This window comes from Streptomyces sp. R33 (genome assembly GCF_041200175.1).
GTDB classification, from domain to species: Bacteria; Actinomycetota; Actinomycetes; order Streptomycetales; family Streptomycetaceae; genus Streptomyces; species Streptomyces katrae_B.
In genome coordinates this window covers 2,951,379-2,975,838 of record NZ_CP165727.1, presented here as the reverse complement: position 1 = coordinate 2,975,838, position 24,460 = coordinate 2,951,379, and the positions used below count along the sequence as shown (strand labels likewise).

The 24,460-nt window shown below is 71.9% G+C and carries 23 protein-coding genes; 16 read left to right on the top strand and 7 right to left on the bottom strand.

Translation table 11 applies throughout. The features are described from left to right. The first annotated feature begins 37 nt into the window (after positions 1-37). On the top strand, positions 38-1,195 hold the full coding sequence (locus AB5J51_RS13350; RefSeq protein ID WP_369777778.1) for a D-alanine--D-alanine ligase family protein: 1,158 nt from the start codon (positions 38-40) through the stop codon (positions 1,193-1,195). A 272-nt stretch (positions 1,196-1,467) separates the two neighbouring features. On the opposite strand, the gene AB5J51_RS13345 is transcribed toward AB5J51_RS13350, so the two are convergent. Continuing rightward, positions 1,468-1,968, bottom strand: a complete 501-nt coding sequence (locus AB5J51_RS13345; protein WP_053786198.1) for a DUF3515 domain-containing protein — start codon at positions 1,966-1,968, stop codon at positions 1,468-1,470. Between the two features lie 23 nt (positions 1,969-1,991). Continuing rightward, a complete protein-coding gene (locus tag AB5J51_RS13340; RefSeq protein ID WP_030298511.1) occupies positions 1,992-2,225 on the bottom strand; it encodes an Lrp/AsnC ligand binding domain-containing protein in 234 nt (77 codons plus the stop codon). Positions 2,226-2,469: 244 nt separating this feature from the next. Here AB5J51_RS13340 and AB5J51_RS13335 point away from each other — a divergent pair, with 244 nt between their 5' ends. Further along, entirely contained in the window at positions 2,470-3,453 is a 984-nt protein-coding gene (locus AB5J51_RS13335; RefSeq protein WP_030298509.1) for a thiamine-phosphate kinase, read from the top strand. Next, the gene (thiD, locus tag AB5J51_RS13330) at positions 3,450-4,250 is read left to right on the top strand and encodes a bifunctional hydroxymethylpyrimidine kinase/phosphomethylpyrimidine kinase (RefSeq protein ID WP_369777777.1); all 801 of its coding nucleotides are present in this window, start codon (positions 3,450-3,452) and stop codon (positions 4,248-4,250) included. The genes AB5J51_RS13335 and thiD overlap by 4 nt, the downstream gene beginning before the upstream one ends. A gap of 132 nt (positions 4,251-4,382) precedes the next feature. On the opposite strand, the gene rpmB is transcribed toward thiD, so the two are convergent. Then, positions 4,383-4,568 (bottom strand): 50S ribosomal protein L28, encoded by a 186-nt coding sequence (rpmB, locus tag AB5J51_RS13325; protein ID WP_030298506.1) that lies wholly within the window; start codon positions 4,566-4,568, stop codon positions 4,383-4,385. Between the two features lie 249 nt (positions 4,569-4,817). Here rpmB and AB5J51_RS13320 point away from each other — a divergent pair, with 249 nt between their 5' ends. The 9 genes from AB5J51_RS13320 to mutM all read left to right on the top strand — a co-directional run bounded on the left by AB5J51_RS13320 (position 4,818) and on the right by mutM (position 13,937). Further along, on the top strand, positions 4,818-6,509 hold the full coding sequence (locus tag AB5J51_RS13320; RefSeq protein ID WP_136225926.1) for a DAK2 domain-containing protein: 1,692 nt from the start codon (positions 4,818-4,820) through the stop codon (positions 6,507-6,509). A 16-nt stretch (positions 6,510-6,525) separates the two neighbouring features. Beyond that, complete coding sequence (gene recG / locus AB5J51_RS13315) at positions 6,526-8,739, top strand: ATP-dependent DNA helicase RecG (protein ID WP_369777776.1); 2,214 nt, start codon at positions 6,526-6,528, stop codon at positions 8,737-8,739. Between the two features lie 129 nt (positions 8,740-8,868). Further along, the gene (gene rsmD / locus AB5J51_RS13310) at positions 8,869-9,447 is read left to right on the top strand and encodes a 16S rRNA (guanine(966)-N(2))-methyltransferase RsmD (protein WP_030298500.1); all 579 of its coding nucleotides are present in this window, start codon (positions 8,869-8,871) and stop codon (positions 9,445-9,447) included. A 29-nt stretch (positions 9,448-9,476) separates the two neighbouring features. After that, on the top strand, positions 9,477-9,956 hold the full coding sequence (coaD, locus tag AB5J51_RS13305; RefSeq protein WP_199828019.1) for a pantetheine-phosphate adenylyltransferase: 480 nt from the start codon (positions 9,477-9,479) through the stop codon (positions 9,954-9,956). Positions 9,957-10,059: 103 nt separating this feature from the next. Next, positions 10,060-11,112 (top strand): DivIVA domain-containing protein, encoded by a 1,053-nt coding sequence (locus AB5J51_RS13300; RefSeq protein ID WP_053786106.1) that lies wholly within the window; start codon positions 10,060-10,062, stop codon positions 11,110-11,112. A 69-nt stretch (positions 11,113-11,181) separates the two neighbouring features. Continuing rightward, entirely contained in the window at positions 11,182-11,892 is a 711-nt protein-coding gene (locus AB5J51_RS13295) for a DUF177 domain-containing protein (RefSeq protein ID WP_051832740.1), read from the top strand. Positions 11,893-11,894: 2 nt separating this feature from the next. Then, a complete protein-coding gene (gene rpmF / locus AB5J51_RS13290) occupies positions 11,895-12,068 on the top strand; it encodes a 50S ribosomal protein L32 (protein ID WP_003965982.1) in 174 nt (57 codons plus the stop codon). A 19-nt stretch (positions 12,069-12,087) separates the two neighbouring features. After that, positions 12,088-12,948, top strand: coding sequence for a ribonuclease III (rnc, locus tag AB5J51_RS13285; RefSeq protein ID WP_136225924.1), 861 nt, complete (start codon positions 12,088-12,090; stop codon positions 12,946-12,948). 128 nt (positions 12,949-13,076) lie between these two features. Beyond that, on the top strand, positions 13,077-13,937 hold the full coding sequence (gene mutM, locus AB5J51_RS13280) for a bifunctional DNA-formamidopyrimidine glycosylase/DNA-(apurinic or apyrimidinic site) lyase (protein ID WP_053786108.1): 861 nt from the start codon (positions 13,077-13,079) through the stop codon (positions 13,935-13,937). Here mutM and AB5J51_RS13275 read toward each other — a convergent pair. Both AB5J51_RS13275 and AB5J51_RS13270 read right to left on the bottom strand, forming a co-directional pair. Beyond that, positions 13,910-14,287: a helix-turn-helix domain-containing protein gene (locus AB5J51_RS13275; protein WP_053786109.1), complete on the bottom strand. Its 378-nt coding sequence runs from the start codon at positions 14,285-14,287 to the stop codon at positions 13,910-13,912. The genes mutM and AB5J51_RS13275 overlap by 28 nt on opposite strands. Positions 14,288-14,366: 79 nt before the next feature. Then, entirely contained in the window at positions 14,367-15,260 is an 894-nt protein-coding gene (locus AB5J51_RS13270) for a CAP domain-containing protein (RefSeq protein ID WP_369777775.1), read from the bottom strand. A gap of 134 nt (positions 15,261-15,394) precedes the next feature. Between AB5J51_RS13270 and AB5J51_RS13265 the strand changes: the two genes are divergently transcribed. The 4 genes from AB5J51_RS13265 to AB5J51_RS13250 all read left to right on the top strand — a co-directional run bounded on the left by AB5J51_RS13265 (position 15,395) and on the right by AB5J51_RS13250 (position 21,856). Then, a complete protein-coding gene (locus tag AB5J51_RS13265; RefSeq protein WP_136225922.1) occupies positions 15,395-15,676 on the top strand; it encodes an acylphosphatase in 282 nt (93 codons plus the stop codon). 349 nt (positions 15,677-16,025) lie between these two features. Further along, positions 16,026-16,241 carry a hypothetical protein gene (locus tag AB5J51_RS13260; RefSeq protein ID WP_030162422.1) on the top strand — a complete coding sequence of 72 codons (216 nt, stop codon included), beginning with the start codon at positions 16,026-16,028 and terminating at the stop codon, positions 16,239-16,241. Between the two features lie 220 nt (positions 16,242-16,461). Then, on the top strand, positions 16,462-20,199 hold the full coding sequence (locus tag AB5J51_RS13255) for an AAA family ATPase (RefSeq protein WP_136225921.1): 3,738 nt from the start codon (positions 16,462-16,464) through the stop codon (positions 20,197-20,199). A gap of 226 nt (positions 20,200-20,425) precedes the next feature. Next, complete coding sequence (locus AB5J51_RS13250) at positions 20,426-21,856, top strand: sugar porter family MFS transporter (protein WP_053786113.1); 1,431 nt, start codon at positions 20,426-20,428, stop codon at positions 21,854-21,856. 48 nt (positions 21,857-21,904) lie between these two features. Here the strand turns inward: AB5J51_RS13250 and AB5J51_RS13245 are convergent, their stop codons facing one another. After that, on the bottom strand, positions 21,905-22,891 hold the full coding sequence (locus tag AB5J51_RS13245) for an LLM class flavin-dependent oxidoreductase (RefSeq protein ID WP_053786114.1): 987 nt from the start codon (positions 22,889-22,891) through the stop codon (positions 21,905-21,907). Between the two features lie 63 nt (positions 22,892-22,954). Continuing rightward, a complete protein-coding gene (locus AB5J51_RS13240; RefSeq protein ID WP_053786115.1) occupies positions 22,955-24,439 on the bottom strand; it encodes a cytosine permease in 1,485 nt (494 codons plus the stop codon). Positions 24,440-24,460 lie beyond the last annotated feature (21 nt).

Genomic DNA, 24,460 nt, shown 5'->3' with positions numbered 1-24,460 from the left:
CCTTTCCGGACGTCCGAGCGGGTATCGTCGTGGCGATATGAGCAGCGAGAACCTCCCCCAGACCCCTGAGCAGCAGGGCCGCAAGCCCCGCGTGGCCGTCGTGTTCGGCGGCCGCAGCTCGGAACACGCCATCTCGGTCGTCACGGCGGGCGCCGTGCTGCGCTCCATCGACCGGTCCAAGTACGAGGTGCTGCCGATCGGCATCACCACGGACGGCCGGTGGGCGCTGACCGCCGACGAGCCCGCGCGGATGGCCATCGCCGACCGCAAGCTCCCGAGCGTCGAGGAGCTTGCGGACGCCGAGGACGGCGCCGTGGTGCTCTCCGTCGACCCGGCCAACCGCGAGGTCGTCTACACCGAGCCGGGAGCCGTCCCCAAGGCCCTGGGCGAGGTCGACGTCGTCTTCCCGATGCTGCACGGCCCGTACGGCGAGGACGGCACCCTGCAGGGCCTCCTGGAGCTCTCCGGCATCCCGTACGTCGGCTCGGGCGTCCTCGCCTCGGCCGTCGGCCAGGACAAGGAGTACATGAAGCGGGTCTTCACCTCCTTCGGCCTCCCCGTCGGCCCGTACGTGACGATCCGCCCCCGCGAGTGGGAAGCGGACCAGGACGCCGCCAAGGCGCGGATCCTGGACTTCGCCGGCGAACACGGCTGGCCGCTCTTCGTCAAGCCCGCCCGGGCCGGCTCCTCCATCGGCATCACCAAGGTCGACGACGTCTCCGGCCTGGACGAGGCGATCCTCGAGGCCCGGCGCCACGACCCGAAGATCCTCGTGGAGGCGCTGCTGCGCGGCCGCGAGATCGAGTGCGGGGTGCTGGAGTTCGAGGACGGGCCGCGCGCGAGCGTGCCCGCCGAGATCCCGCCGGTCTCCAGCCACGACTTCTACGACTTCGAGGCGAAGTACATCGACTCCGCCTCCGGGATCGTGCCCGCTCCGCTCACCCCGGAGCAGACCGCCGAGGTGCAGCGGCTCGCGGTCGAGGCGTTCGACGCCGCGTCCTGCGAGGGCCTGGTGCGCGCCGACTTCTTCCTCACCGAGGACGGCACGTTCGTCATCAACGAGATCAACACCATGCCGGGCTTCACGCCGATCTCCATGTACCCGCGGATGTGGCAGGAGTCGGGCATCGAGTACCCGGAGCTGGTGGACCGCCTGATCCAGGCGGCCCTGCGCCGCTCCACCGGGCTGCGCTAGGGGGTGTTGTCAAAGTAGCGTCGTCCGCCCGTGAGGGCGGGGCCGGCGGGGTCTGGTGCGTGTGATCGCAAGGCGGAGGAGGGAGGCGACGCTCGCGTCGTCGACCGACGACAACGCCGCGAGCGCGCGTGCCAGACCCCGCCGGCCAGACGGGACTTTGACGACACCCCCTAGCAGGCAGCCGCAGAGCGCGAAGCCGACCGCCCGCCGGGATTCCCGGCGGGCGGTCGGTGTGCGAAGCGGGGTTCTCGGTGCGTCGGGCCCGGTGGCCGTCAATACGACGAGATGCCCTCGGGGACGGTCCTGGCCACCACGCCGGACAGACCGACCAGCATGCCCGCATCCGTGGCATGCTCCTTGTCGACCCGGACCTCGGTGTAAGCCAGCCGCATCCCGGTGATGAACCGGAACCCCCCGCCGGCGCTGTCGGGGACCTCCTTCAGCAGCCATCGGACGCCGTCGACCTCGACGCCGCCCAGCTTTTCATCCGTCATCTCGGGGGGCTTCGGGATACCGCACCGCAGTACGATCGCCGAGCCGCCCCACGCGGCGGTCAGATCCGACTCCGGCGCGGTCCTGGCCCGCGCCAGGCCGGCCACCTTCTCCGGGAGCTCCTTGTGCAGTGCTGCACAGAACCCCGCGACGTCGGCGGGCGGCGTGGGCGGCGGGTCCACCCGGGCTTCGGAACCGCCCGGGGTGCAACCCGCGAGGGCCAGTACCGCGACCAGTACGGGCAGGGCGGGCAGACGCAGTGGCCGGCGGTGGAAGGACATCACCGGCCAAGAGTAGACGGGGGCTACAGATGGACCACCGGGCAGGTCAGGGTGCGGGTGATGCCCTCCACCTGCTGGACCTTGGCGACGACCATGCGGCCGAGCTCGTCCACGGTGTCGGCCTGGGCGCGCACGATCACGTCGTACGGGCCCGTCACGTCCTCGGCCTGGATCACCCCCGCGATCTGGCTGATGGACTCGGCGACGAACGACGCCTTGCCCACCTCGGTCTGGATAAGGATGTACGCCTGTACCACGGAACCTCCAGGGCGGCCACGAGGATCGATTCCCCTAACCTTCGGGTGGGCCCAGGGATTCGGGTGGGCCCGGGGAAGAAGGGACGCCACGGTACCGCGTCGCCGAGCACCACGGGGAGACCCGGGGGCACGGCGCCACGCACAGCGGGGCGTACGGAGAGCAGAAGTTGACGTATCTGTTGACGGTACCCAGAGCTGTGACGGCTCGCGACCGCAAGCGGACTGGGCAAGAAGGGGCACAGCGATGAAGGGCACTGTGGGCGAGCTGGGGGAGTTCGGGCTCATTCGAGAGCTCACCTCACGGCTCACCACCACCCCGGCGGTCCGGCTCGGACCGGGCGACGACGCCGCGGTCGTGTCGGCCCCCGACCGGCGGGTCGTGGCGAGCACGGACATCCTGCTCGAGGGCAGGCACTTCCGGCGCGACTGGTCCACGGCGTACGACGTCGGCCGCAAGGCCGCCGCACAGAACCTCGCCGACATCGCCGCCATGGGCGCGGTGCCGACCGCACTGCTGCTCGGCCTGGTCGTCCCGGCCGAGCTGCCCGTCACCTGGCCCACCGAGCTGATGGACGGGCTGCGCGACGAGTGTCAGGTCGCCGGAGCGGCCGTGGTCGGCGGCGACGTCGTCCGCGGGGACACCATCACCGTCGCGATCACCGCCCTCGGTGACCTGCGCAACCACGAGCCCGTGCTGCGCTCCGGCGCCCAGCCCGGCGACGTCGTGGCCGTCACGGGCTGGCTGGGCTGGTCCGCGGCCGGGTTCGCCGTGCTCTCGCGCGGCTTCCGCTCCCCGCGGGCCTTCGTCGAGGCGCACCGGCGCCCCGAGCCCCCGTACCACGCGGGCCCCGCGGCCGCCGGACTCGGCGCCACCGCCATGACCGACGTCAGCGACGGCCTGATCGCCGACCTCGGGCACATCGCGGAGGCCAGCAAGGTACGGATCGACCTGCGCTCGGCGGCCGTCGACATCCCGACCCAGATGCACGACATCGGGCAGGCCGTCGGGGTCGACCCCTTGCAGTGGGTGCTGACCGGAGGAGAAGATCACGCCATCGTGGCGACCTTCCCGCCCGACGTGAAACTGCCGGCCCGCTGGAAGGTCATCGGGGAGGTGCTGAACCGGTCCGCGCTGCCCCAGGTGACCGTGGACGGCGCCCCCTGGACGAGCACCGGCGGGTGGGACCACTTCGGCTCCGACCCGTCCACCGAGGAGACTCCGAGATGACCGACGCGCCACCCCGGTGCCTGACCGTCGCCGGATCCGACTCCGGCGGTGGCGCCGGGATCCAGGCCGACCTCAAGACCATGCTGGCACTCGGCGTGCACGGGATGAGCGTGGTGACCGCCGTGACCGCGCAGAACTCCCTCGGGGTCCAGGGGGTCTGGGAGCTGCCCGCCGAGGCCGTGCAGGCCCAGTACCGGGCCGTCGTGGACGACATCGGCGTGCAGGCGGTCAAGACCGGGATGCTGTCCTGCGCCGCGCTGGTGGAGGCAGTGGCCGAGCTGCTCGCCACCACCTCCGCCCCCGTCGTCGTGGACCCCGTCGGGGTCTCCAAGCACGGGGACGCGCTGCTCGCCGAGTCGGCCCTGGACGCCGTGCGCAAGGAGCTGCTGCCGCGGGCCACCGTGGCCACGCCGAACCTGGACGAGGTGGCGCAGCTCACGGGCGTGGTGGTGGAGAGCGAGGACGACATGCAGCGGGCCGCCGACGCGGTCCTGGCGTACGGGCCCGAGTGGGCGCTGATCAAGGGCGGGCACCTGGCCCACGGGAACGAGGCCGCCGACCTGCTGACCGACGGCGAGACCCGGCTGTGGCTGCGGGCGCCGCGCCACGACAACCGGCACACCCACGGCACCGGCTGCACCCTCGCCAGTGCGGTGGCCGCCGGGCTCGCCAAGGGCCAGGACGTGCCGCAGGCCGTCATGGAGGCCAAGGAGTACGTGACCGGCGCCATCGCGGCCGGCTTCGCGCTCGGCGGCGGCATCGGCCCGGTGGACCACGCCTGGCAGTGGCACCGCTAGAAACAGAAGACCACCGCGTCACGTGACGCGGTGGTCCTCAGGCCCGGTCGGTCCGGGCAAGGCAAAAGGCCGGTCCACGAGGTGGACCGGCCTTCTTGGCAACCGGAAAGGGCTGCGCTACGACGGTTGGCGTCAGCGCGAGACCTTGCCGGCCTTGATGCACGAGGTGCAGACGTTGAGGCGCTTCGGCGTCCCACTGACCATGGCACGAACGCGCTGGATGTTCGGGTTCCAGCGACGCGAGGTGCGGCGGTGCGAGTGGGAGATGTTGTTGCCGAAGCTCGGCCCCTTGGCGCAAACGTCGCAGTTGGCAGCCACAGGTCACTCCAAAGACTTCAGATGCACTTACAGTGAAATCCGGCGCACCGGATCAGAAGTCTGAGAAGTCTGAGTGGTTTGCCGGGGGAATGGCCCGACTCTCATCGGGCAACCGGAGCAGCATACAACGACTGCGTCCGTCCAAGAAAACTACCATGGCTGCCGCCGACCCCGCCCCGCGGTCCGGGGAGCCCGGCAGTCCTTGGTTACCCTGCGGTGAACCCTGGCCCGCACAAGGAGGAACGCCCGGTGCCGCACGAGCCGCAGCCGCAGCACCCTGACGAGCTCGACGCCGAAGCGGTGCGCACCTGGAGCTCGCTGGCCGTGGCCGCACTGGGCCGGGCCCGCGAGGACATCGACGCGATCAACGTCTACCCGGTCGCGGACGCCGACACCGGCACCAACCTCTACCTGACCGCCGAGTCGGCCGACCGCGCACTGGCCGAGGCCCTCGGGGCGGCGCCCGCGGACGTGAGCGAGACCACAGGGCCCGGGCCGGACGCCGGGTCCCGGACCCCCTCCCTGTCCCAGGCCGTACGGGCCTACGCGCACGGCGCCCTCATAGGCGCCCGGGGGAACTCCGGGACGATCCTGGCGCAGCTGCTGCGCGGCGTGGCCGACGTACTGGGGGACGAGCCCGGGGACCGCGGGCCGGGCCGGCTGCTGGCCCAGGCGCTGACCCGGGCCGCCGACGAGGCGTACCGGGCGGTCGCACACCCGGTGGAGGGCACGATGCTCACCGTCGCCGCCGCGGCGGCACGGGCCGGCGAGGCGGCCGGGGCGGCCGCCGGAACAGCCGCCGACGTGGCCCGGGCGGCCTACGACGCGGCCCGCGCGGCCCTGGCGGACACCCCGGGGCAGCTGGCCGAGCTGGGCCGGGCCGGGGTGGTCGACGCGGGGGGCTGCGGACTGGTCGCCGTACTCGGGGCGCTGTGGCAGGCGCTGTCCGGCCAGGAGCCCGCCGCCGAGGCGGTCCGCGGCCGGGCCGTGCCCGTACCGCAGCCGCAGCAGCCCTGCGACGCGGAGGAGCAGGGCGGGCCCGCGTACGAGGTGATCTACCTGCTGGAGGCCGCCGAACCGGCCGTGGCGGAGCTGCGCGAGCACCTCGACGGGCTCGGGGACTCCCTGGTGGTGGTCGGCGGCGACGGACTGTGGAACGTGCACGTCCACGTCGACGACCCCGGCGCCGCGGTGGAGGCGGGCGTGACCGCGGGGCGGCCGTACCGGATCCGCATCACCCACTTCGGCGACGAGCGGCGCCGGGCGCGCGAGGAACGGGTCCAGCGGGCCGTGGTCGCCGTGGTCCCGGGCGAGGGGCTGGCCGGGCTGTGCGGGGAGGCGGGCGCGACCACCGTGCTCGCCCGCCCCGGAGAGGCCCCGGACGCCGCCGTACTCGTCGATGCCATCCGGCGCGCGCACGCCCGCGAGGTGGTGCTGCTGCCCGGCGGCGCCGACCAGCGCGCGGCCGCGGCCGCCGCGGCCGAGCGGGTCCGCGCCGACGGCGTACGGGTGGCGGTGATCCCCACCCGGTCCGCGGTGCAGGGCCTGGCCGCCCTCGCCGTGCACGACCCGGACGGCAGCTTCGACGAGGACGTCGTCGCCATGACCGCGGCGGCCGGCGCCACCCGCTACGCGGAACTCGCCGTCGCCGAACGGCAGTCCTTCACCTCCGCCGGCATCTGCCAGGCCGGGGACGTGCTCGGGCTCATCGACGGAGACGTCGCCGTCATCGGCTCCGGCCTCACCGAGACCGCCGAGGCGGTCCTGGAGCGGATGCTGGGCTCCGGCGGCGAACTCGTCACGCTGGTCCTGGGACCGGAGGTCCCGGACGCCCTCGCCGAGCGCCTGGAGGCGTACGTACAGCACGGGCACCTGGCGGTGGACACCGTCACCTACCGCGGCGGCCGGTACTCGGCGCCCCTCCTCATCGGGGTCGAATAGCCGGCTTGTCAGCGCGATGGTGTGCAATGAACACGTGCCCGCGCTCGACGAAGACCTCAAGAAGACGCTCGGCCCCGCCACCGCCAAGGTGCTGGCCGAGCAGCTCGGCCTGCACACGGCCCTGGACCTGCTCCACCACTACCCGCGGCGGTACGCCGAGCGCGGCGAGCTGACCTCGCTGGCGGAGCTCGCCGACCAGATCGACGAGCACGTGACGGTGGTCGCCCAAGTCGCCGACGCCCGGATCCTGACGTTCAACGGGGGCCGCGGCAAGCGCCTGGAGGTGACCATCACCGACGGCAGCGGCCGCCTCCAGCTGGTCTTCTTCGGGGCGGGCGTCCACAAGCCGCACAAGGAGCTGCTGCCGGGCAGCCGCGCGATGTTCGCCGGCAAGGTCTCGATGTTCAACCGCAAGCTGCAGCTGGCCCACCCCGCGTACGAACCGCTCGGCGCGGAGGCCTCCGACCGGGACGCCGCCACCGCGTTCGCCAACCAGCTCATCCCGATCTACCCGGCCTGCGCCAAGCTGGAGTCCTGGAAGATCGCCAAGTGCGTGGACGCCGTACTACCCAGCGCCGCCCAGGAGGCCGTGGACCCGCTGCCGGAGGCACTGCGCGAGGGCCGCGGGCTGATCCCCCTGACCGAGGCCCTGCTGAAGATCCACCGGCCGGGCACCAAGGCGGACATCGACGACGCCCGGCAGCGGCTGAAGTGGGACGAGGCCTTCGTCCTCCAGGTCGCGCTGGCCCGCCGCCGGCACGCCGACTCCCAGCTCCCGGCCGTCCCGCGCCGCCCCGCTCCCGGCGGCCTGCTCGACGCCTTCGACGCCAAGCTCCCCTTCACCCTCACCGAGGGCCAGCAGACCGTCTCGAAGGAGATCTTCGACGACCTGGCCACCGAACACCCCATGCACCGCCTCCTTCAGGGCGAGGTGGGCAGTGGCAAGACGATGGTCGCGCTGCGGGCGATGCTCGCCGTCGTGGACTGCGGCGGGCAGGCCGCCATGCTGGCCCCCACCGAGGTGCTCGCCCAGCAGCACCACCGCTCCATCACCGAGATGATGGGCGAGCTCGCCGAGGGAGGCATGCTCGGCGGCTCCGACCAGGGCACCAAGGTCGTGCTGCTCACCGGCTCCATGGGGATGCCCGCGCGCCGCCAGGCCCTGCTCGACCTGGTCACCGGCGAGGCCGGCATCGTCATCGGCACGCACGCGCTCATCGAGGACAAGGTGCAGTTCCACGACCTCGGCCTGGTCGTGGTCGACGAACAGCACCGCTTCGGGGTGGAGCAGCGCGACGCGCTGCGGTCCAAGGGGAAGCAGCCCCCGCACCTGCTGGTGATGACCGCGACCCCGATCCCGCGCACCGTCGCGATGACCGTCTTCGGGGACCTGGAGACCTCCGTCCTCGACCAGCTGCCCGCCGGCCGCTCCCCGATCGCCACCCACGTCGTACCGGCCAAGGACAAGCCGCACTTCCTGACCCGTGCCTGGGAGCGGGTGCGGGAGGAGGTCGAGAACGGGCACCAGGCGTACGTGGTGTGCCCGCGCATCGGCGACGGCGAGGACGACCCGAAGAACCAGAAGAAGAAAGCCGCCGAGGACGACGGCGAGAAGCGGCCGCCGCTGGCCGTCCTGGAGATCGCCGAGCAGCTCACCCGCGGGCCGCTCGCCGGGCTGTCGGTGGAAGTGCTGCACGGCCGGATGGACCCGGCCGACAAGGACGACGTCATGCGCCGTTTCGCCGCCGGCGAGGTCAAGGTGCTCGTCGCCACCACCGTCATCGAGGTCGGCGTGAACGTCCCGAACTCCACGGTCATGGTGATCATGGACGCGGACCGGTTCGGCGTCTCCCAGCTCCACCAGCTGCGCGGCCGCGTCGGCCGCGGCTCCGCGCCGGGCCTGTGCCTGCTGGTCAGCGAGATGCACGAGGCGAGCCCCGCCCGGGCCCGGCTCGCCGCGGTCGCCGCCACCCTGGACGGCTTCGAGCTCTCCCGGATCGACCTGGAACAGCGCCGCGAGGGGGACGTGCTGGGCCAGGCCCAGTCGGGCGTGCGGTCCTCGCTGCGCATGCTCGCCGTCATCGAGGACGAGGAGGTCATCGCCCAGGCCCGGGAGGAGGCCACCCGCGTGGTCGCCGCCGACCCGGAACTGGAGCGGCTGCCGGGCCTGCGGAGCGCGCTGGAGGCCCTGCTGGACACCGAGCGCGAGCAGTACCTGGAGAAGGGCTGAGCGGTACCGCCCGGGGCCGCCCGGAGCGGTACGACCTATCGTTGAACTCCGCAGTACCGGGCAGGACCGGAAACGACCCGGCAGCACCCGTCAGCACCCGACCACCACCGTCGTACCGAAGGACCCCAGATGACCCGCGTGATCGCCGGCAGCGCCGGCGGGCGACGGCTGACCGTGCCCCCGGGCACCGGCACCCGGCCGACCTCGGACCGGATGCGCGAAGGCCTGTTCTCCACCTGGGAGTCGCTGCACGGCGTCGAGGGCGCCCGGGTGCTCGACCTGTACGCCGGCTCCGGCGCCGTCGGCCTGGAGGCCCTCTCCCGCGGCGCCTCGCACGCGCTGCTGGTCGAGCCCGAGGCCAAGGCCGCCAAGGCGATCCGGGACAACATCAAGGCGCTGGGCCTGCCCGGCGCCGAGTTCCGGGCCGGCAAGGCGGAGCAGATCGTGGCGGCCGCGGCGGGCGGGGACCCGTACGACGTCGTCTTCCTGGACCCGCCGTACGCCGTGGAGCACGGCGATCTTGGCGAGATCCTCCTCACACTCCGCGCCAATGGCTGGCTCACGGACGATGCGCTCGTCACCGTGGAGCGCGGTACGAGGAGCGGCGCGTTCCCGTGGCCCGAGGGGTTCGAGCCGCTGCGCTCCCGCAAGTACGGCGAAGGCACCCTTTGGTACGGTCGCGCCGCCTTCACCAGCGAAGACTCATGATGCCCGCACCGAAGAGCGAGGGACCCAAGTTGCGCCGAGCCGTCTGTCCCGGGTCGTTCGACCCCATCACCAACGGACACCTCGACATCATCGGCCGGGCCTCCCGGCTCTACGACGTCGTCCACGTCGCCGTGATGATCAACCAGTCGAAGCAGGGGCTGTTCACCGTCGAGGAGCGGATCGAGCTGATCCGCGAGGCGACCGCCGACTACGGCAACGTCGAGGTGGAGTCCTTCCACGGCCTCCTCGTCGACTTCTGCAAGCAGCGCGACATCCCGGCCATCGTCAAGGGCCTGCGCGCCGTCAGCGACTTCGACTACGAGCTCCAGATGGCCCAGATGAACATGGGGCTCTCGGGCGTCGAAACGCTGTTCGTGCCGACCAACCCCACCTACAGCTTCCTGTCCTCCTCCCTGGTCAAGGAGGTCGCGACCTGGGGCGGCGACGTCGCCCACCTGCTGCCGCCGCACGTGCACGCGGCGCTGACCGAGCGGCTCGCCGGCCGCTGACCGGCTGACGGGCCGTCAGCCGGTGTCGGGCGTTCACCCGGTGGCCTTACAGTCGTCCCGTCCGTCTCAGGAACCGCCCGAGGCCGAGAGAGTGCGAGCCCCCATGGACGTGCAGAAGAAGCTCGACGAGATCGTCGCGGCCGTCGGCGGCGCCCGGTCCATGCCCATGTCGGCCTCCTGCGTGATCAACCGCGCCGAGCTGCTCGCCCAGCTCGAAGAGGTCCGCCAGGCGCTCCCCGGCTCGCTCGCGCAGGCGCAGGAGCTCATCGGCGGCCGGGAGCAGATGGTCGAGGACGCCCGCCGCGAGGCGGAGCGCATCATCGAGTCCGCGCACGCCCAGCGCGGTTCGCTGATCTCCGACACCGAGGTCGCGCGCCGCTCCCAGGCGGAGGCGGACCGGATCCTGGCGGACGCCCGCAGGGAGGCCGAGGAGATCCGGGCCGAGGCCGACGACTACGTCGACAGCAAGCTCGCGAACTTCGAGGTCGTGCTCACCAAGACCATCGGCTCGGTCGACCGCGGCCGCGAGAAGCTGCTGGGCCGCGGCCCGGGCCTGGACGACCAGGGCTACCCCGACGCGGACGCGCCCGAGCGCAGCCACGATCCGCAGACGCAGCGCGAGCAGGCGGACGCGTACGTGGACACCAAGCTGGCGACCTTCGAGGCGGTGCTCTCCAAGACCCTCGAGGCGGTCGGCCGGGGCCGCCAGAAGCTGCTGGGCCGGGTGCCCACGGACGACCTCGGCGCGCACATGGCCGCCCAGGACGCCGCCGGCGCGCAGCAGTCCCGCTCGGCGAGCGACGCGGACTTCCTGGCGGGCCTGGCGGAGCCGGCGGCCCCCATGGGCCCCGCGATCCCGGCGCAGGCCCAGCAGGAGCCCGCGTACGACGCGTACGGCTACCAGCAGCACCAGCAGTCCCAGCAGCACGACGCCTACGGCTACCAGGACCCCTACGGCTACCAACAGCAGGTCCAGCAGCCGGATCCGTACGCGGCGATGGGCTACGAGCAGCAGCCGGACCCCTATGCGGCCTACCAGCAGCAGCCGCAGGCCCCGCAGCAGCAGCCGCAGCAGCCCGCCCTCGACGAGACCAGCTTCTTCGACACGAGCATGATCAACCTGGATCAGCTGCGCCAGTACGAACAGGGACGCTAGGGCCGGATTGGGCTCAGAGCGAAGCGCCGGGTATCCTGGCTCTTCGGTCGCGCGTATGCACCGCGATCCATGCTGCCCGCAAGTGGCGGAAATCTTGATCTTCAGCGATCTGTGAAAGCAGGAACGGCCCTGAATACCCGCCTCGACCACCGCAACCCTCTCGTGTTCGACACGCACGAGCTGGGTCGGCGTCCTGGTGCCATGCAGCGGCTGTCCCGTGAGATCGCGGCACCGGCGGACCTCGGTCTCGTCGGCGTCATCGGGGTACCGGAAGGCGCCCCGCTGAAGCTCAGCCTCCGCCTCGAGTCGGTCATGGAAGGGGTGCTTGTCACAGGCACCGCCCGTGCATCGGCCGTAGGGGAGTGCGTAAGGTGTCTGGAGCCCGTCGAGCGCGAGCTCAAGGCGGACTTCCAGGAGATGTTCTCGTACCCTGACGCCGACGACCGGAGCCGCACCAAGGCGGAGCCGGCCGACGACGCCGAGGACGACGAGGACACGCTCTTCCTCGAGGACGGTTTGTTCGACCTCGAACCCGTGCTGCGGGATGTGGTGGTGCTCGCACTGCCCATGCAGCCGGTGTGCCGGGAGGACTGTCTCGGACTGTGCCCCGATTGCGGGCTCAGCCTGAACGACGACCCGGACCACCACCATGACGCCGTCGACATCCGTTGGGCGGCATTGCAGGAACTCGTCGTGACCGATCAGGACGGCGAGAAGGACAACATGAGCGGCACTGCATCTGACGACGTTCAGAGCGCCGCCGAGAAGCAGGAGAAGTAGCCGTGGCTGTTCCGAAGCGGAAGATGTCGCGCAGCAACACGCGCCACCGCCGGTCGCAGTGGAAGGCTGCGGTCCCCACCCTGGTTTCGTGTGAGCGTTGCCAGGAGCCGAAGCTCCAGCACATCGCGTGCCCGAGCTGCGGCACCTACAACAAGCGCCAGGTCCTCGAGGTCTGAGCGGCTGGTGAGAGGCGCAATGTCTGAGCTGTCCAACGCTGAGAAGCAGGCAGACAGTAACAACGCGGCCTCGTCCCACACGCTTCTGGAAGGGCGGCTCGGGTATCGACTCGAGTCCGCCCTTCTGGTGCGTGCACTGACCCACCGCTCGTACGCGTACGAGAACGGCGGTCTGCCCACCAACGAGCGTCTGGAGTTCCTCGGGGACTCCGTGCTCGGCCTGGTGGTCACGGACACGCTGTACACGACCCACCCCGACCTGCCCGAAGGCCAGCTGGCCAAACTGCGGGCCGCGGTGGTCAACTCGCGCGCACTGGCGGAGGTCGGGCGCGGCCTCGACCTCGGCTCCTTCATCCGGCTCGGCCGGGGCGAAGAGGGCACGGGTGGCCGGGACAAGGCCTCCATCCTCGCCGACACCCTTGAAGCGGTGATCGGCGCGGTCTACCTCGACCAGGGCCTCGAAGCGGCCTCGGAGCTGGTCCACCGGCTCTTCGACCCGCTCATCGAGAAGTCCTCGAACCTCGGGGCCGGCCTGGACTGGAAGACCAGTCTCCAGGAGCTCACGGCGGCCGAAGGCCTCGGCGTGCCGGAATACCTGGTCACCGAGACCGGTCCGGACCACGAGAAGACCTTCACCGCTGCCGCCCGCGTCGGTGGTGTCTCGTACGGCACCGGCACCGGCCGCAGCAAGAAGGAAGCGGAACAGCAGGCTGCGGAATCCGCTTGGCGCGGTATCCGTGCCAAGGCGGACGAGCGGATCGCGGCGGAAGCCGCTGCCGCCGCGGCCGCAAAGGTCACGGTGGCGGCCCCGGCCGACACCGAGGCCGCGGCCGAGGACGGCGGGTCGCCGACGCCCGCCGAACCGACGCCGAACGGCTGAGCCCTTCCTTCGGGATCTCCCGCCCGCCCCTGCCGCGCAGGGGCGGGCGGACCCGTTTCCGGGCCCGGCGGGGCAGGCCGGTACGCTCGCCGCGAGCGACCAGAACACACCCCATCCGGAGGACCACCGTGCCCGAGCTGCCCGAAGTCGAAGTCGTACGGCGGGGCTTGGAGCGCTGGGTGGCCGGCCGGACCGTCGAGGCCGTCGAGGTGCTGCACCCGCGCGCGGTACGCCGCCACCCCGCCGGCGGGGCCGATTTCGCGGCGCGGCTGACGGGCGAGACGATCGGGGTCGCGCAGCGGCGCGGCAAGTACCTGTGGCTGCCCCTGGAGGGGCGGGACCTCTCCGTGCTCGGGCACCTCGGCATGAGCGGACAGCTCCTCGTGCAGCCCGAGGAGGCGGCCGACGAGAAGCACCTGCGCATCCGCGTGCGCTTCCGGGACACCGCCGGGACCGAGCTCCGCTTCGTCGACCAGCGCACCTTCGGCGGTCTCTCGCTCCACGAGAACACGGCCGACGGGCTGCCCGACGTCATCGCACACATCGCCCGGGACCCACTGGACCCCCTCTTCGACGAGGCGGCGTACCACGCGGCCCTGCGCGCCAGGCGGACCACCGTCAAGCGGGCCCTGCTGGACCAGTCCCTGATCAGCGGGGTCGGCAACATCTACGCCGACGAGGCGCTGTGGCGGGCCCGGCTGCACTACGAGCGCCCCACCGCCACGCTGACGCGCCCCCGGAGCGCGGAACTCCTCGGGCACGTGCGGGACGTGATGAACGCGGCGCTCGAAGTCGGCGGCACCAGCTTCGACAGTCTCTACGTCAACGTGAACGGCGAGTCCGGCTACTTCGACCGTTCGCTCGACGCCTACGGGCGTGAGGACGAGCCCTGCCGGCGCTGCGGCACCCCGATGCGGCGCCGCCCGTGGATGAACCGGTCCAGCTACTTCTGCCCGCGCTGTCAGCGGCCGCCGCGCGTCGTGTCGTAGGACTCCCGGGCTGTCAGTACCCGGGGCATGCTGCCCTCGAGGAAGTGGATGAGGGCGAGCAGCCGGTCGGCGACCTCGATGCCGAGCGGGGTCAGCTCGTAGTCGACGCGCGGCGGGTTCGTCGGCTGCGCCTCGCGGTGGACGATGCCGTCGCGCTCCAGCGCCTGCAGGGTCTGGGAGAGCATCTTCTCGCTCACGCCGTCGACCTTGCGGCGCAGCTCGTTGAAGCGGCACGAGCCGTCCCGCAGGGCGCCCACGGTGAGGCTGCCCCAGCGGCCCGTGACGTGCTCGAGGGTCTCCCGGGACGGGCACGCGCGCGCGAAGGCGTCGAAGGGCAGCTGTGTCTCCATGGCGACCAGCTTAACTCCGCACAGCGCTTGCCAGAAGCTTGCGCTTTCGGTCGGTAAGTGTTCGCCCGTGGCGCTGCGGCTAGAAGCCGAAGTCCTGGGTCCACCAGGGGCCGCCGGCCGCGAAGTGGGCGCCGACGCCCAGGGTGCGGAACTCGCAGTTGAGGATGTTCGCCTTGTGGCCCGGGCTGTTCATCCACGCGTTCATGACGGCCTGGGCGTCGCCCTGGCCGCGGGCGATGTTCTCGCCGCCGAGGCCGGAGAGGCCTGCGTTGGTGGCGCGGTCCCACGGGGTGTTCCCGTCGGGGTCGGTGTGGTCGAAGAAGCCGCGGGTGGCCATGTCCTTGCTGAAGGCACTGGCCAGCGCCGCGAGCGGCGGGTTCGCACGGACCGGACCGCAGCCGGCCTGCGCGCGCTCCTGGTTGACCAGGGTGAGTACGGCGGCCTCCTCCGCGGAGTGGCCGTTGTCGGGCGTCGGGGCGGGCGGGGCCGGCGGCTTGGGTGCGGCCGTCTTCGGCTTCGGCGGCACCGGCACCGGGTCCGGCTTCTTCTCCGGCTTCGGCGCCTGCTTGGCAGGGGCGGAGGGGGAGGCGGAGGCGGACGGGGTGGGCGAGGCGGAGGGGCTCGGCGAGGCCGACGGGGAAGGGGAGATCGACGGCGAGGGGGAGGCCGAGGGGGACGGGCTGCTCGTGTCGGGGCCCGAGGAGGCCCGGCCGGACAGGTTGGCCAGGCCGCTCTGCTGCTCGGGCGCGGTGCGGGGGCTCGGCGAGGCCGCCGCCGCGGGCCGCGTCCCGGCGGCCGGGCTGTCGGCGCTGACGCCGACGTAGGGGAAGGAAGTGCTGACCGGCACCATGCCGGTGGTCACCGCCGCAGTGCCGAGGGCCACGGCCACGGAGGCGCCCAGCAGGCCGCCCCGCACGAGGCTGCGGCGCTTGTCGTCGCGGTCCGGTGCGGCGGGGAGTCGGTGGCGTCCCATCGGCGCGTACCTTCCTTGCAGGTCAAGATCATCCCTTACTCACCCAAATGGGTGAGTTCATTGCTGCGCGACTGTACGCCATGGGGCGCGGGGGCGATGTGGGCCGAAACTCTTCGCCCGGTTAGCGTTCACGCATGAATGAAGATGTCCGCCTGACCGCCTGGGTCCGCGGCCGTGTACAGGGAGTGGGCTTCCGCTGGTTCACCAGGGCCAATGCGCTGGAGATCGGCGGAGTCGTCGGGTTCGCGCTCAACCTCGACGACGGACGAGTGCAGGTGGTGGCCGAAGGTCAACGTGAGAATTGCCACCGGCTGCTCGACTGGCTGCGCTCCGCCGACACGCCCGGGTCGGTGGACGGAGTGACAGAGATCTGGGGCACACCGCGCGGTGGCTACGACGGTTTCGCCATGCGGTGACCGATCGACTGATCATGTACTGATCACATCTCCGGGCGGTCCGCACCCGGTCGGATCTGCACGTTCGCCGCCGACGCGTTGCCGGCCGGCCCGAACCGTGGAAGGCTCGAAGCAGCGGACGATCTCCAGGGCCCTTGGGAGAGCCGGGCTGGCCGCCGATACGGGGCGTGATCGTGTTGACCGTCAAACTTTTTGGTGAGACGCTGGAAGCCCCGCGCACCTGAGCTGTTTGGCAGTGCTGGTACTAGTAAGCGCAGTGACTGACAGTCGCTGCCGGACATCCGCGGGTGCGATTCCCTCACGACCCACACCGCTTCGGTCGGTCACTCAGTGTGGAGGACCATCCATCATGGCAAAGGCGCTTCTCGGTTACGTCGGCGGTTCCGATCCGCGACTCCTCGCCGAGATGCGACGGCTTCAGCAGCGCGTCCAGGACCTCGAGTCCGAGCTCGTACGGATTCAGTCCGAAAACGACGCGCTGAACGCGGCCGCCGCTCAGCACGGAGACTCGCTGCTGGACCGCATCGACATCGACGTACCCCAGGCGGAGCCTGCGCTCACCTGACGCTCACCTGATCCGCGCTCAACTCGTCGCACGACTACAGCCCCGCACGATCTGCAAGGGACGCTCCGGCGTCCCTTCTTTCTTTGACCACCGTGTCAGCGACCACCGCGCCGCTCGAGCGCGAGGACGTTGGGCCAGGTGGGGGGCCGATTCCTTTAGCGTCAGTTGTGCCCTGCACCTTCATGGGTGAAACCGAACGCGAAAGGTAGAGTCCGGCGGCGTGCACCTCAAGTCCCTGACCCTGCGTGGCTTCAAGTCCTTCGCCTCTGCAACCACCCTGCGCTTCGAGCCCGGCATCACCTGCGTCGTGGGCCCGAACGGCTCGGGCAAGTCCAACGTGGTGGACGCGCTGTCCTGGGTCATGGGGGAGCAGGGGGCCAAGTCCCTGCGCGGCGGCAAGATGGAGGACGTCATCTTCGCCGGGACCACCGGGCGGCCGCCGCTCGGGCGCGCCGAGGTCTCGCTGACCATCGACAACTCCGACGGCGCCCTGCCGATCGAGTACGCCGAGGTCACCATCACGCGGATCATGTTCCGCGGCGGCAGCAGCGAGTACCAGATCAACGGCGACACCTGCCGGCTGCTCGACATCCAGGAGCTGCTCTCCGACTCCGGCATCGGCCGCGAGATGCACGTCATCGTCGGCCAGGGCCAGCTGGACTCCGTCCTGCACGCCGATCCGATGGGCCGCCGCGCCTTCATCGAGGAGGCGGCCGGCGTACTCAAGCACCGCAAGCGCAAAGAGAAGGCGCTGCGGAAGCTGGACGCGATGCAGGCCAATCTCGCGCGCGTGCAGGACCTCAACGACGAACTGCGGCGCCAGCTGAAGCCGCTGGGGCGACAGGCCGCGGTGGCCCGGCGGGCCGCCGTCATCCAGGCCGACCTGCGCGACGCACGGCTGCGGCTGCTCGCCGACGACCTGGTCACGCTGCGGGGCGCGCTGGACGCGGAGATCGCGGACGAGGCGGCGCTTAAGGAGCGCAAGGAGGCGGCCGAGGCCCAGCTCGCGGAGGCGCTGCGGCGCGAGGCGCAGCTCGAGGAAACGGTGCGGCAGTTGACGCCGCGGCTCCAGCGGGCCCAGCAGACCTGGTACGAGCTGTCGCAGCTGGCCGAGCGGGTACGGGGGACTGCGTCCCTCGCCGACGCGCGGGTCAAGTCGGCCTCGGCTCCGGCGGAGGAGGAGCGGCGCGGCCGCGATCCGGAGGACATGGAGCGGGAGGCCGCGCGGATCCGCGAGCAGGAGGCGGAACTGACGGCCGCGCTGGAGGCGGCCTCGCGGGCGCTGGAGGACACCGTCGAGCACCGGGCGGAGCTGGAGCGGTCGCTGGCCGAGGAAGAGCGGCGGCTGCGGGACGCGGCGCGGGCCATCGCCGAACGGCGCGAGGGGCTGGCGCGGCTGACGGGGCGGGTGGGCGCTGCCCGGTCCCGGGCGGGGGCCGCGCAGGCGGAGATCGACCGGCTGGTGGCGGCGCGGGACGAGGCCGAGTCCCGGGCCGGGGCCGCGCAGGCGGAGTACGAGGCGCTGGCCGAGGAGGTCGGCGGGCTCGAGGACCCTGCGGTGGACGAGGAGTACGCCGCGGCGCGGGCGGAGCTCACGGCGGCGGAGGCCGCGCAGACGTCGGCGCGGGAGGCGGTCACGGCCGCGGAGAAGTCGCGGGCGGCGGTGTCGGCGCGGCGGGACGCGCTGGCGCTGGGGCTGCGGAGGAAGGACGGCACGGGGGCGCTGCTCGCGGCGCGGGAGCGGCTGGCCGGGCTGCTGGGGCCGGCCGCGGAGCGGCTGACGGTGACCCCGGGGTACGAGGTCGCGGTGGCGGCGGCGCTGGGCGCGGCGGCGGACGCGCTGGCGGTGACCTCCCCGGCGGCGGCGGCCGACGCCATCCGCCACCTGCGGGACGCGGACGCGGGCCGGGCCACCCTCCTGATCGCGCCCCGGCCGGACCCGTCGCCCGGTCTCCCGATCCCGGGCCAGGCGTTCGCGGGCGCGGATGCCGCGGTCCCGGCGGGCTCTTCGGCAGGGACCCCGTTTCCCGGTCAGGCCGTTGCCACCGGCGGGCCGGGCCAGGCTGCCGTCGGCGTGGGCGGCCCTTCGGCTGCGTCCCCGGTCCCGGGGGAATCCGCCGCCGACCGCGTCGGGCCGGGCGCCGCGCCGAGCGTGGCGGCGTTGCCCGCCGTGGGGTTGGTGCAGGGGGACGCGGAGGTCGTGCGGGCCGTGGGCTGGGTGTTGCGGGAGTACGTGGTCGTCCGGACGCTCGACGAGGCCGAAGGGGTCGTCGGGACGCGGCCCGACCTCGTTGCCGTGACCGTCGACGGGGACGTGCTCGGCGCGCATCTCGCGTACGGGGGTTCCGCCGGGGTGCCCAGCCTGATCGAGGTGCAGGCCGCCGTCGACGAGGCGGAGGTAGAGCTCGTACGGCTCGACGCGCAGTGCGTGGAGCTCGGTGCACGCCGGGATGCCGCCCAGACCCTGCGGCGGGAACTCGTCGCGCGGGTGGAGGAGATCGGTGAGCGCCGACGGGCCGGGGAGCAGGCCCGGGCCGGGGTGGCGCAGCAGCTGGGGCGGCTCGCCGGGCAGGCGAAGGGCGCCGCCGGCGAGGCCGAGCGCAGTGCCGCCGCCGCGGCCAAGGCCCAGGACGCGCTGGAGCAGGCGCTGGCCGATGTCGAGGAGTGCGCCGAACGGCTGGCGATCGCCGAGGAGAACGACCCCGTCGGGGAGGGCGGTGCGCAGGAGCCCGACACCGCCGTGCGGGACCGGCTCGCCGCCGACGGGGCCAACGCCCGGCAGACCGAGATGGAGGCCCGGCTGCAGCTCAGGACCCATGAGGAACGGGTCAAGGGGCTGGCCGGGCGGGCCGATTCCCTGGATCGCGGCGCACGCGCCGAGCGGGAGGCCCGGGCCCGCGCCGAGCGGCGCCGCGCACGGCTGCGCCACGAGGCCGAGGTGGCCCGCGCCGTGGCCGACGGCGCCCGGCAGCTGCTCGCACACCTGGAGGTCTCGCTGCGCCGGGCCGAACAGGAGCGCGTCGCCGCCGAGTACGCCAAGGGCCTGCGCGAGCGGGAGCTCGGCGACGCCCGGACCCGCGGCCGCGACCTCAAGGGCGAGCTCGACAAGCTCACCGACTCGGTGCACCGCGGCGAGGTGCTCGGCGCCGAGAAGCGGCTGCGCATCGAGCAGGTGGAGTCGCGGGCGCTGGAGGAGTTCGGGATGGAGGCCGCCGGTCTCGTCGCCGAGTACGGGCCGGACCAGCCCGTGCCGCCGAGCCCGCCCGCCGAGGGCGAGGAGCCGGACGAGGACGCCGAGCCGGGCCCCTTCGTACGCGCCCAACAGGAGAAGCGGCTCAAGGCGGCCGAGCGGGCGTACCAGCAGCTCGGCAAGGTCAACCCGCTCGCCCTGGAAGAGTTCGCGGCGCTGGAGGAGCGCCACCGGTTCCTGAGCGAGCAGCTCGAGGACCTGCGCAAGACCCGGGCCGATCTCCTTCAGGTCGTGAAGGAGGTCGACGAGCGCGTCGAGCAGGTGTTCACCGAGGCCTACCGGGACACGGCCCGGGAGTTCGAAGGCGTGTTCTCGCGGCTGTTCCCCGGCGGCGAGGGCCGGCTGATCCTCACCGACCCCGACAACATGCTGACCACCGGGGTGGACGTCGAGGCCCGGCCGCCCGGCAAGAAGGTCAAGCGGCTCTCCCTGCTCTCCGGCGGCGAGCGGTCGCTGACGGCCGTCGCCCTGCTGGTGTCCATCTTCAAGGCCCGGCCCAGCCCGTTCTACGTGATGGACGAGGTCGAGGCCGCGCTCGACGACACCAACCTGCAGCGGCTGATCCGGATCATGGAGGAGCTCCAGGAGAGCTCCCAGCTCATCGTCATCACGCACCAGAAGCGGACGATGGAGGTCGCCGACGCGCTGTACGGCGTCTCCATGCAGGGCGACGGTGTCTCCAAGGTCATCAGCCAGCGACTTCGTTGACCTTCGCTTCACTTAATGAACACATCTGCGGGAGTGCCTGAGTCGGGCCTGTGAAGAATCGGGTCCATCCCCCCTATTGACTTCAGAAAGTGAAGCCATAGGCTCTGCTGTGCCGTGTTGACGTTCAGGTGGTGGCAAGCAGTTTGCTGTGCGCCACTAGAGGAACACGAGCAAGCAACGAGACCCCCACCCAGCCCGCCGTCGCAGCCGGGCCCAGGAGCGCACCTTGACCAGCACAGCGAACGCACCCGCGTCGGGCGGTGGAAGCGCGTCCCAGCCCGACCACCTCGGCCACGTCATCTTCATCACCGCGGCCGCTGCCATGGGCGGCTTCCTCTTCGGCTACGACAGCTCCGTCATCAACGGCGCAGTGGAGGCCATCCGCGACCGCTTCGACGTCGGCTCGGGCGCCCTCGCCCAGGTGATCGCCGCCGCACTGATCGGCTGCGCCTTCGGCGCGGCCACCGCCGGGCGCATCGCCGACCGGATCGGCCGTATTCGCTGCATGCAGATCGCCTCCGTCCTGTTCACCGCGAGCGCCATCGGCTCGGCCCTCCCGTTCGCCCTCTGGGACCTCGCCACCTGGCGCGTGATCGGCGGCTTCGGCATCGGCATGGCCTCGGTCATCGGTCCCGCCTACATCGCAGAGGTCTCTCCGCCCGCCTACCGCGGCCGGCTGGCCTCCTTCCAGCAGGCGGCCATCGTCATCGGCATCGCCGTCTCGCAGCTGGTCAACTGGGGGATCCTCAACCTCGCCGACGGCGAACAGCGCGGCGAGATCGGCGGCCTGGAAGCCTGGCAGTGGATGCTCGGCGTGATGGTCGTCCCGGCCGTGCTCTACGGGGTGCTGTCCTTCGCCATCCCCGAGTCCCCGCGCTTCCTGGTCTCGGTCGGCCGCACGGAGAAGGCCAAGGAGGTCCTGCGGGACGTCGAGGGCAAGGGCATCGACGCCGACGCCCGCGTCCGCGAGATCGACCACGCCATGCGGTCCGAGCACAAGTCCACCTTCAGGGACCTGCTCGGCGGCCGCTTCGGCTTCCTGCCCATCGTGTGGGTCGGCATCGGACTCTCGGTCTTCCAGCAGCTCGTCGGCATCAACGTGATCTTCTACTACAGCTCCTCGCTGTGGCAGTCGGTCGGCATCGACCCGAGCTCCTCGTTCCTGTACTCCTTCGAGACGTCGGTCGTGAACATCATCGGTACGGTGATCGCGATGGTCTTCGTGGACCGGATCGGCCGCAAGCCCCTGGCGCTCATCGGCTCCGTCGGCATGGCGCTGTCGCTCGGAACGGCGGCCTGGGCGTTCTCCTTCAAGTCCGGAACCGGCGACGACATCTCCCTGCCGCACGCGCAGGGCATCGTGGCCCTGGTCGCCGCCAACTTCTTCGTGCTCTTCTTCGCCCTGTCCTGGGGCGTGGTGGTCTGGGTCCTGCTCGGCGAGATGTTCCCCGGCCGCATCCGCGCCGCCGCCCTCGGTGTGGCGGCCGCCGCCCAGTGGATCGCCAACTGGCTCATCACCGTCACGTTCCCGACGCTGTCCGACTGGAACCTGTCGGGCGCCTACATGATCTACACGTTCTTCGCCCTGCTCTCGATCCCGTTCATCCTCAAATGGGTGCCGGAGACCAAGGGCAAGGCGTTGGAGGAGATGGGGTAACCACCCCCGCCAACACCCCCTCTCCTCTACGGCAGGTGCTGCCCCCGCTCAGTCCTTGAGCCGGGGCAGCACCTGTTCGCACAGCAGGTGCAGGCTGCGCCAGCCCTCGTCGAGCGGCATCCCGCCGCACAGCGGGTGCAGCACCAGGTTCCCCGCCTCGCCCGCGCCCCGCGCGTACGCGACCGCATCGTCCGGAGTCAGGACCCGGTACACGCCCTCCGCGCGCAGCTCCGCCACCGAGTGCGCGGCCGAACGTACGGCGCTGCGGATGTCCTTGGACTGCCAGGACGCGTACATGCCCGCCTCGTGCAGGAAACGGTCGCCGTACTCGGCCCAGACCCGGTCCGGGTCCTCCGCGATGTGCAGCAGCGGGGTCTCGGCCGCCGGCATCATGCAGAACCCCTCCGTCCCGTGCTCCGCCAGCTGTGCGTGGTAGTACGCCTCCAGCTCCGGCAGGTGCGCGCTGGGGAAGAACGGCAGCCCGAGCCGGGCCGCGCGCCGGGCCGCCGCCCGGGAGCTGCCGCCGACCAGGAGCAGCGGGTGTGGCTGCGTGAACGGCGTCGGGGTCACCCGCACCGTGCGGCCGCGGAACGAGAACGGCTCGCCGGTCCACGCCTGCAGCAGGGTTTCCAGCAGCTCGTCCTGGAGCCTGCCGCGGCGGCCCCACTCGACGCCGTGCTGCTCGTACTCCTCGGGCCGGTAGCCGATGCCCGCGACCGTGACGAGGCGCCCGCCGCTCAGCAGGTCGAGGACCGCGATGTCCTCGGCCACCTTCAACGGGTCGTACAGCGGGCCGATGATCGCCGAGACGGTGACCGCGATCCGGCGCGTGGCGCCGAAGACCGCGCCCGCGAAGGCGAACGGCGAAGGCAGCCAGTTGTTGGTGGTGCCGTGGTGCTCCTCGGTCTGGATCGTGTCGATCCCGCGGTCGTCCGCGTACTTCGCCATCTCCAGCGCGGCCTTGTAGCGGGCGGAGAGGGTCTCGGGGGTGCCGTTCGGGTCGACGAGATTGAACCGGGCCACGGTGATGGGCATGGAGGAGTCCCCCTTCGCCGGAGGTGGGTGGGCGGGCGAAGGGGGACGTTAGCTGACGTGGCGTCAGTTGGACAGGGATCCGGCGAGCGCGGGCTCCTCGGCCCCGGCCGCGCCGGCCGCCGGAGCCGGGGTGCGCGGCAGTACGGCGTACAGCACGCCGGAGGTGACGATGCCGGCCGCCCAGCCCAGGCCGTTCTGCCCTATCCAGGTGTCGGCGAGCGGCCCGCCGAACCAGTCGACCTTGGTGAAGAGCAGCCCCACGACCAGGGCCGCGCCCCAGGCGGTCATGGCCTGCCAGGCGAACCCGCCCCGGTACCAGTAGGCGCTGCTGCGGGTGGTGTCCAGCAGCGCCTCGCCGTCGTACGAGGTCCGGCGCAGCATGTCGACGCCGAAGACGCCGATCCACGCGGAGAAGGCCACGGCGAGGAGCGTCAGGAAGGAGATGAACGAGCCGAAGAAGCTGGTCGCGACCACCATCAGCAGGAAGCCGAAGACCAGGCTGATGACGGCGTTGACGCTGACGGCCGCCGCGCGCGGGACCTTGATGCCGAGGGTCTGCGCCGTGAAGCCGGCCGAGTACATGGACATCGAGTTGATCAGCAGCATGCCGACCAGCGCGATCAGCAGGTACGGGACCGCGATCCAGGCCGGCAGCAGATTGCCGATGAAGGAGACCGGGTCCTGCGCCGTGGCCAGGTCCGGGGTGCCGACCGCCATGACCGCGCCCATCAGCACCATCGGGATCACCACGACGGCCGCGCCGCCGATCGTCGCGCCGACCATGCCCTTGGCGGAGGCCGTGCGCGGCAGGTAGCGGGTGAAGTCCGGGCCCGAGGGGACCCAGCTGATGCCGCCCGCGGCGATGGTGCCGATGCCGGCGATCATCATCGCCGTCGATCCGGCCGGCTTGTCGAACACGGCGGACCAGTCGCTCTCCACGACCAGGTAGCCGAGCACGAGCACGCTGAAGGCGCCGAAGAGGTACGTCGACCAGGTCGAGCAGACGCGCAGCGCGCTGATGCCGAGGCCCGACACCAGGAAGGTGCAGCCGACGAAGAGCACCAGGGTGATCACGATCAGCACGGTGTTCTTCTGCACGCCGAAGAGCAGGTCCAGCACGGTGAGCATGGCGAACGCGCCGCTGACCGCGTTGATGGTCTCCCAGCCCCAGCGGGCGACCCAGATCAGGGCGCCGGGGAAGAGGTTGCCGCGCTGGCCGAACACGGCCCGGGAGAGGGCCATCCCGGGGGCGCCGCCGCGCTTCCCGGCGATGGAGATCAGGCCGACGAGCCCGTACGAGACGACGGGCGCGGCGACGGCGACGACGAGCACCTGCCAGATGTTGAGCTTGTTGAAGATCACCAGACCGGCGCCCATGGTCAGCAGCAGCACGCTGATGTTGGCGGCGACCCAGGTGGGCACGAGCTCGCGGACCCGGCCGCTGCGCTCGCCGTCCGGGACGGGCTCGAGGCCGCGGGTCTCGACCGAGGTGTCGGTCGGGATCTCGGCCGGCTGCTGTATCGCGCCGTCGGCGGGCTCGGCAGGCATGCGGGTACTCCGGTGGCAGGG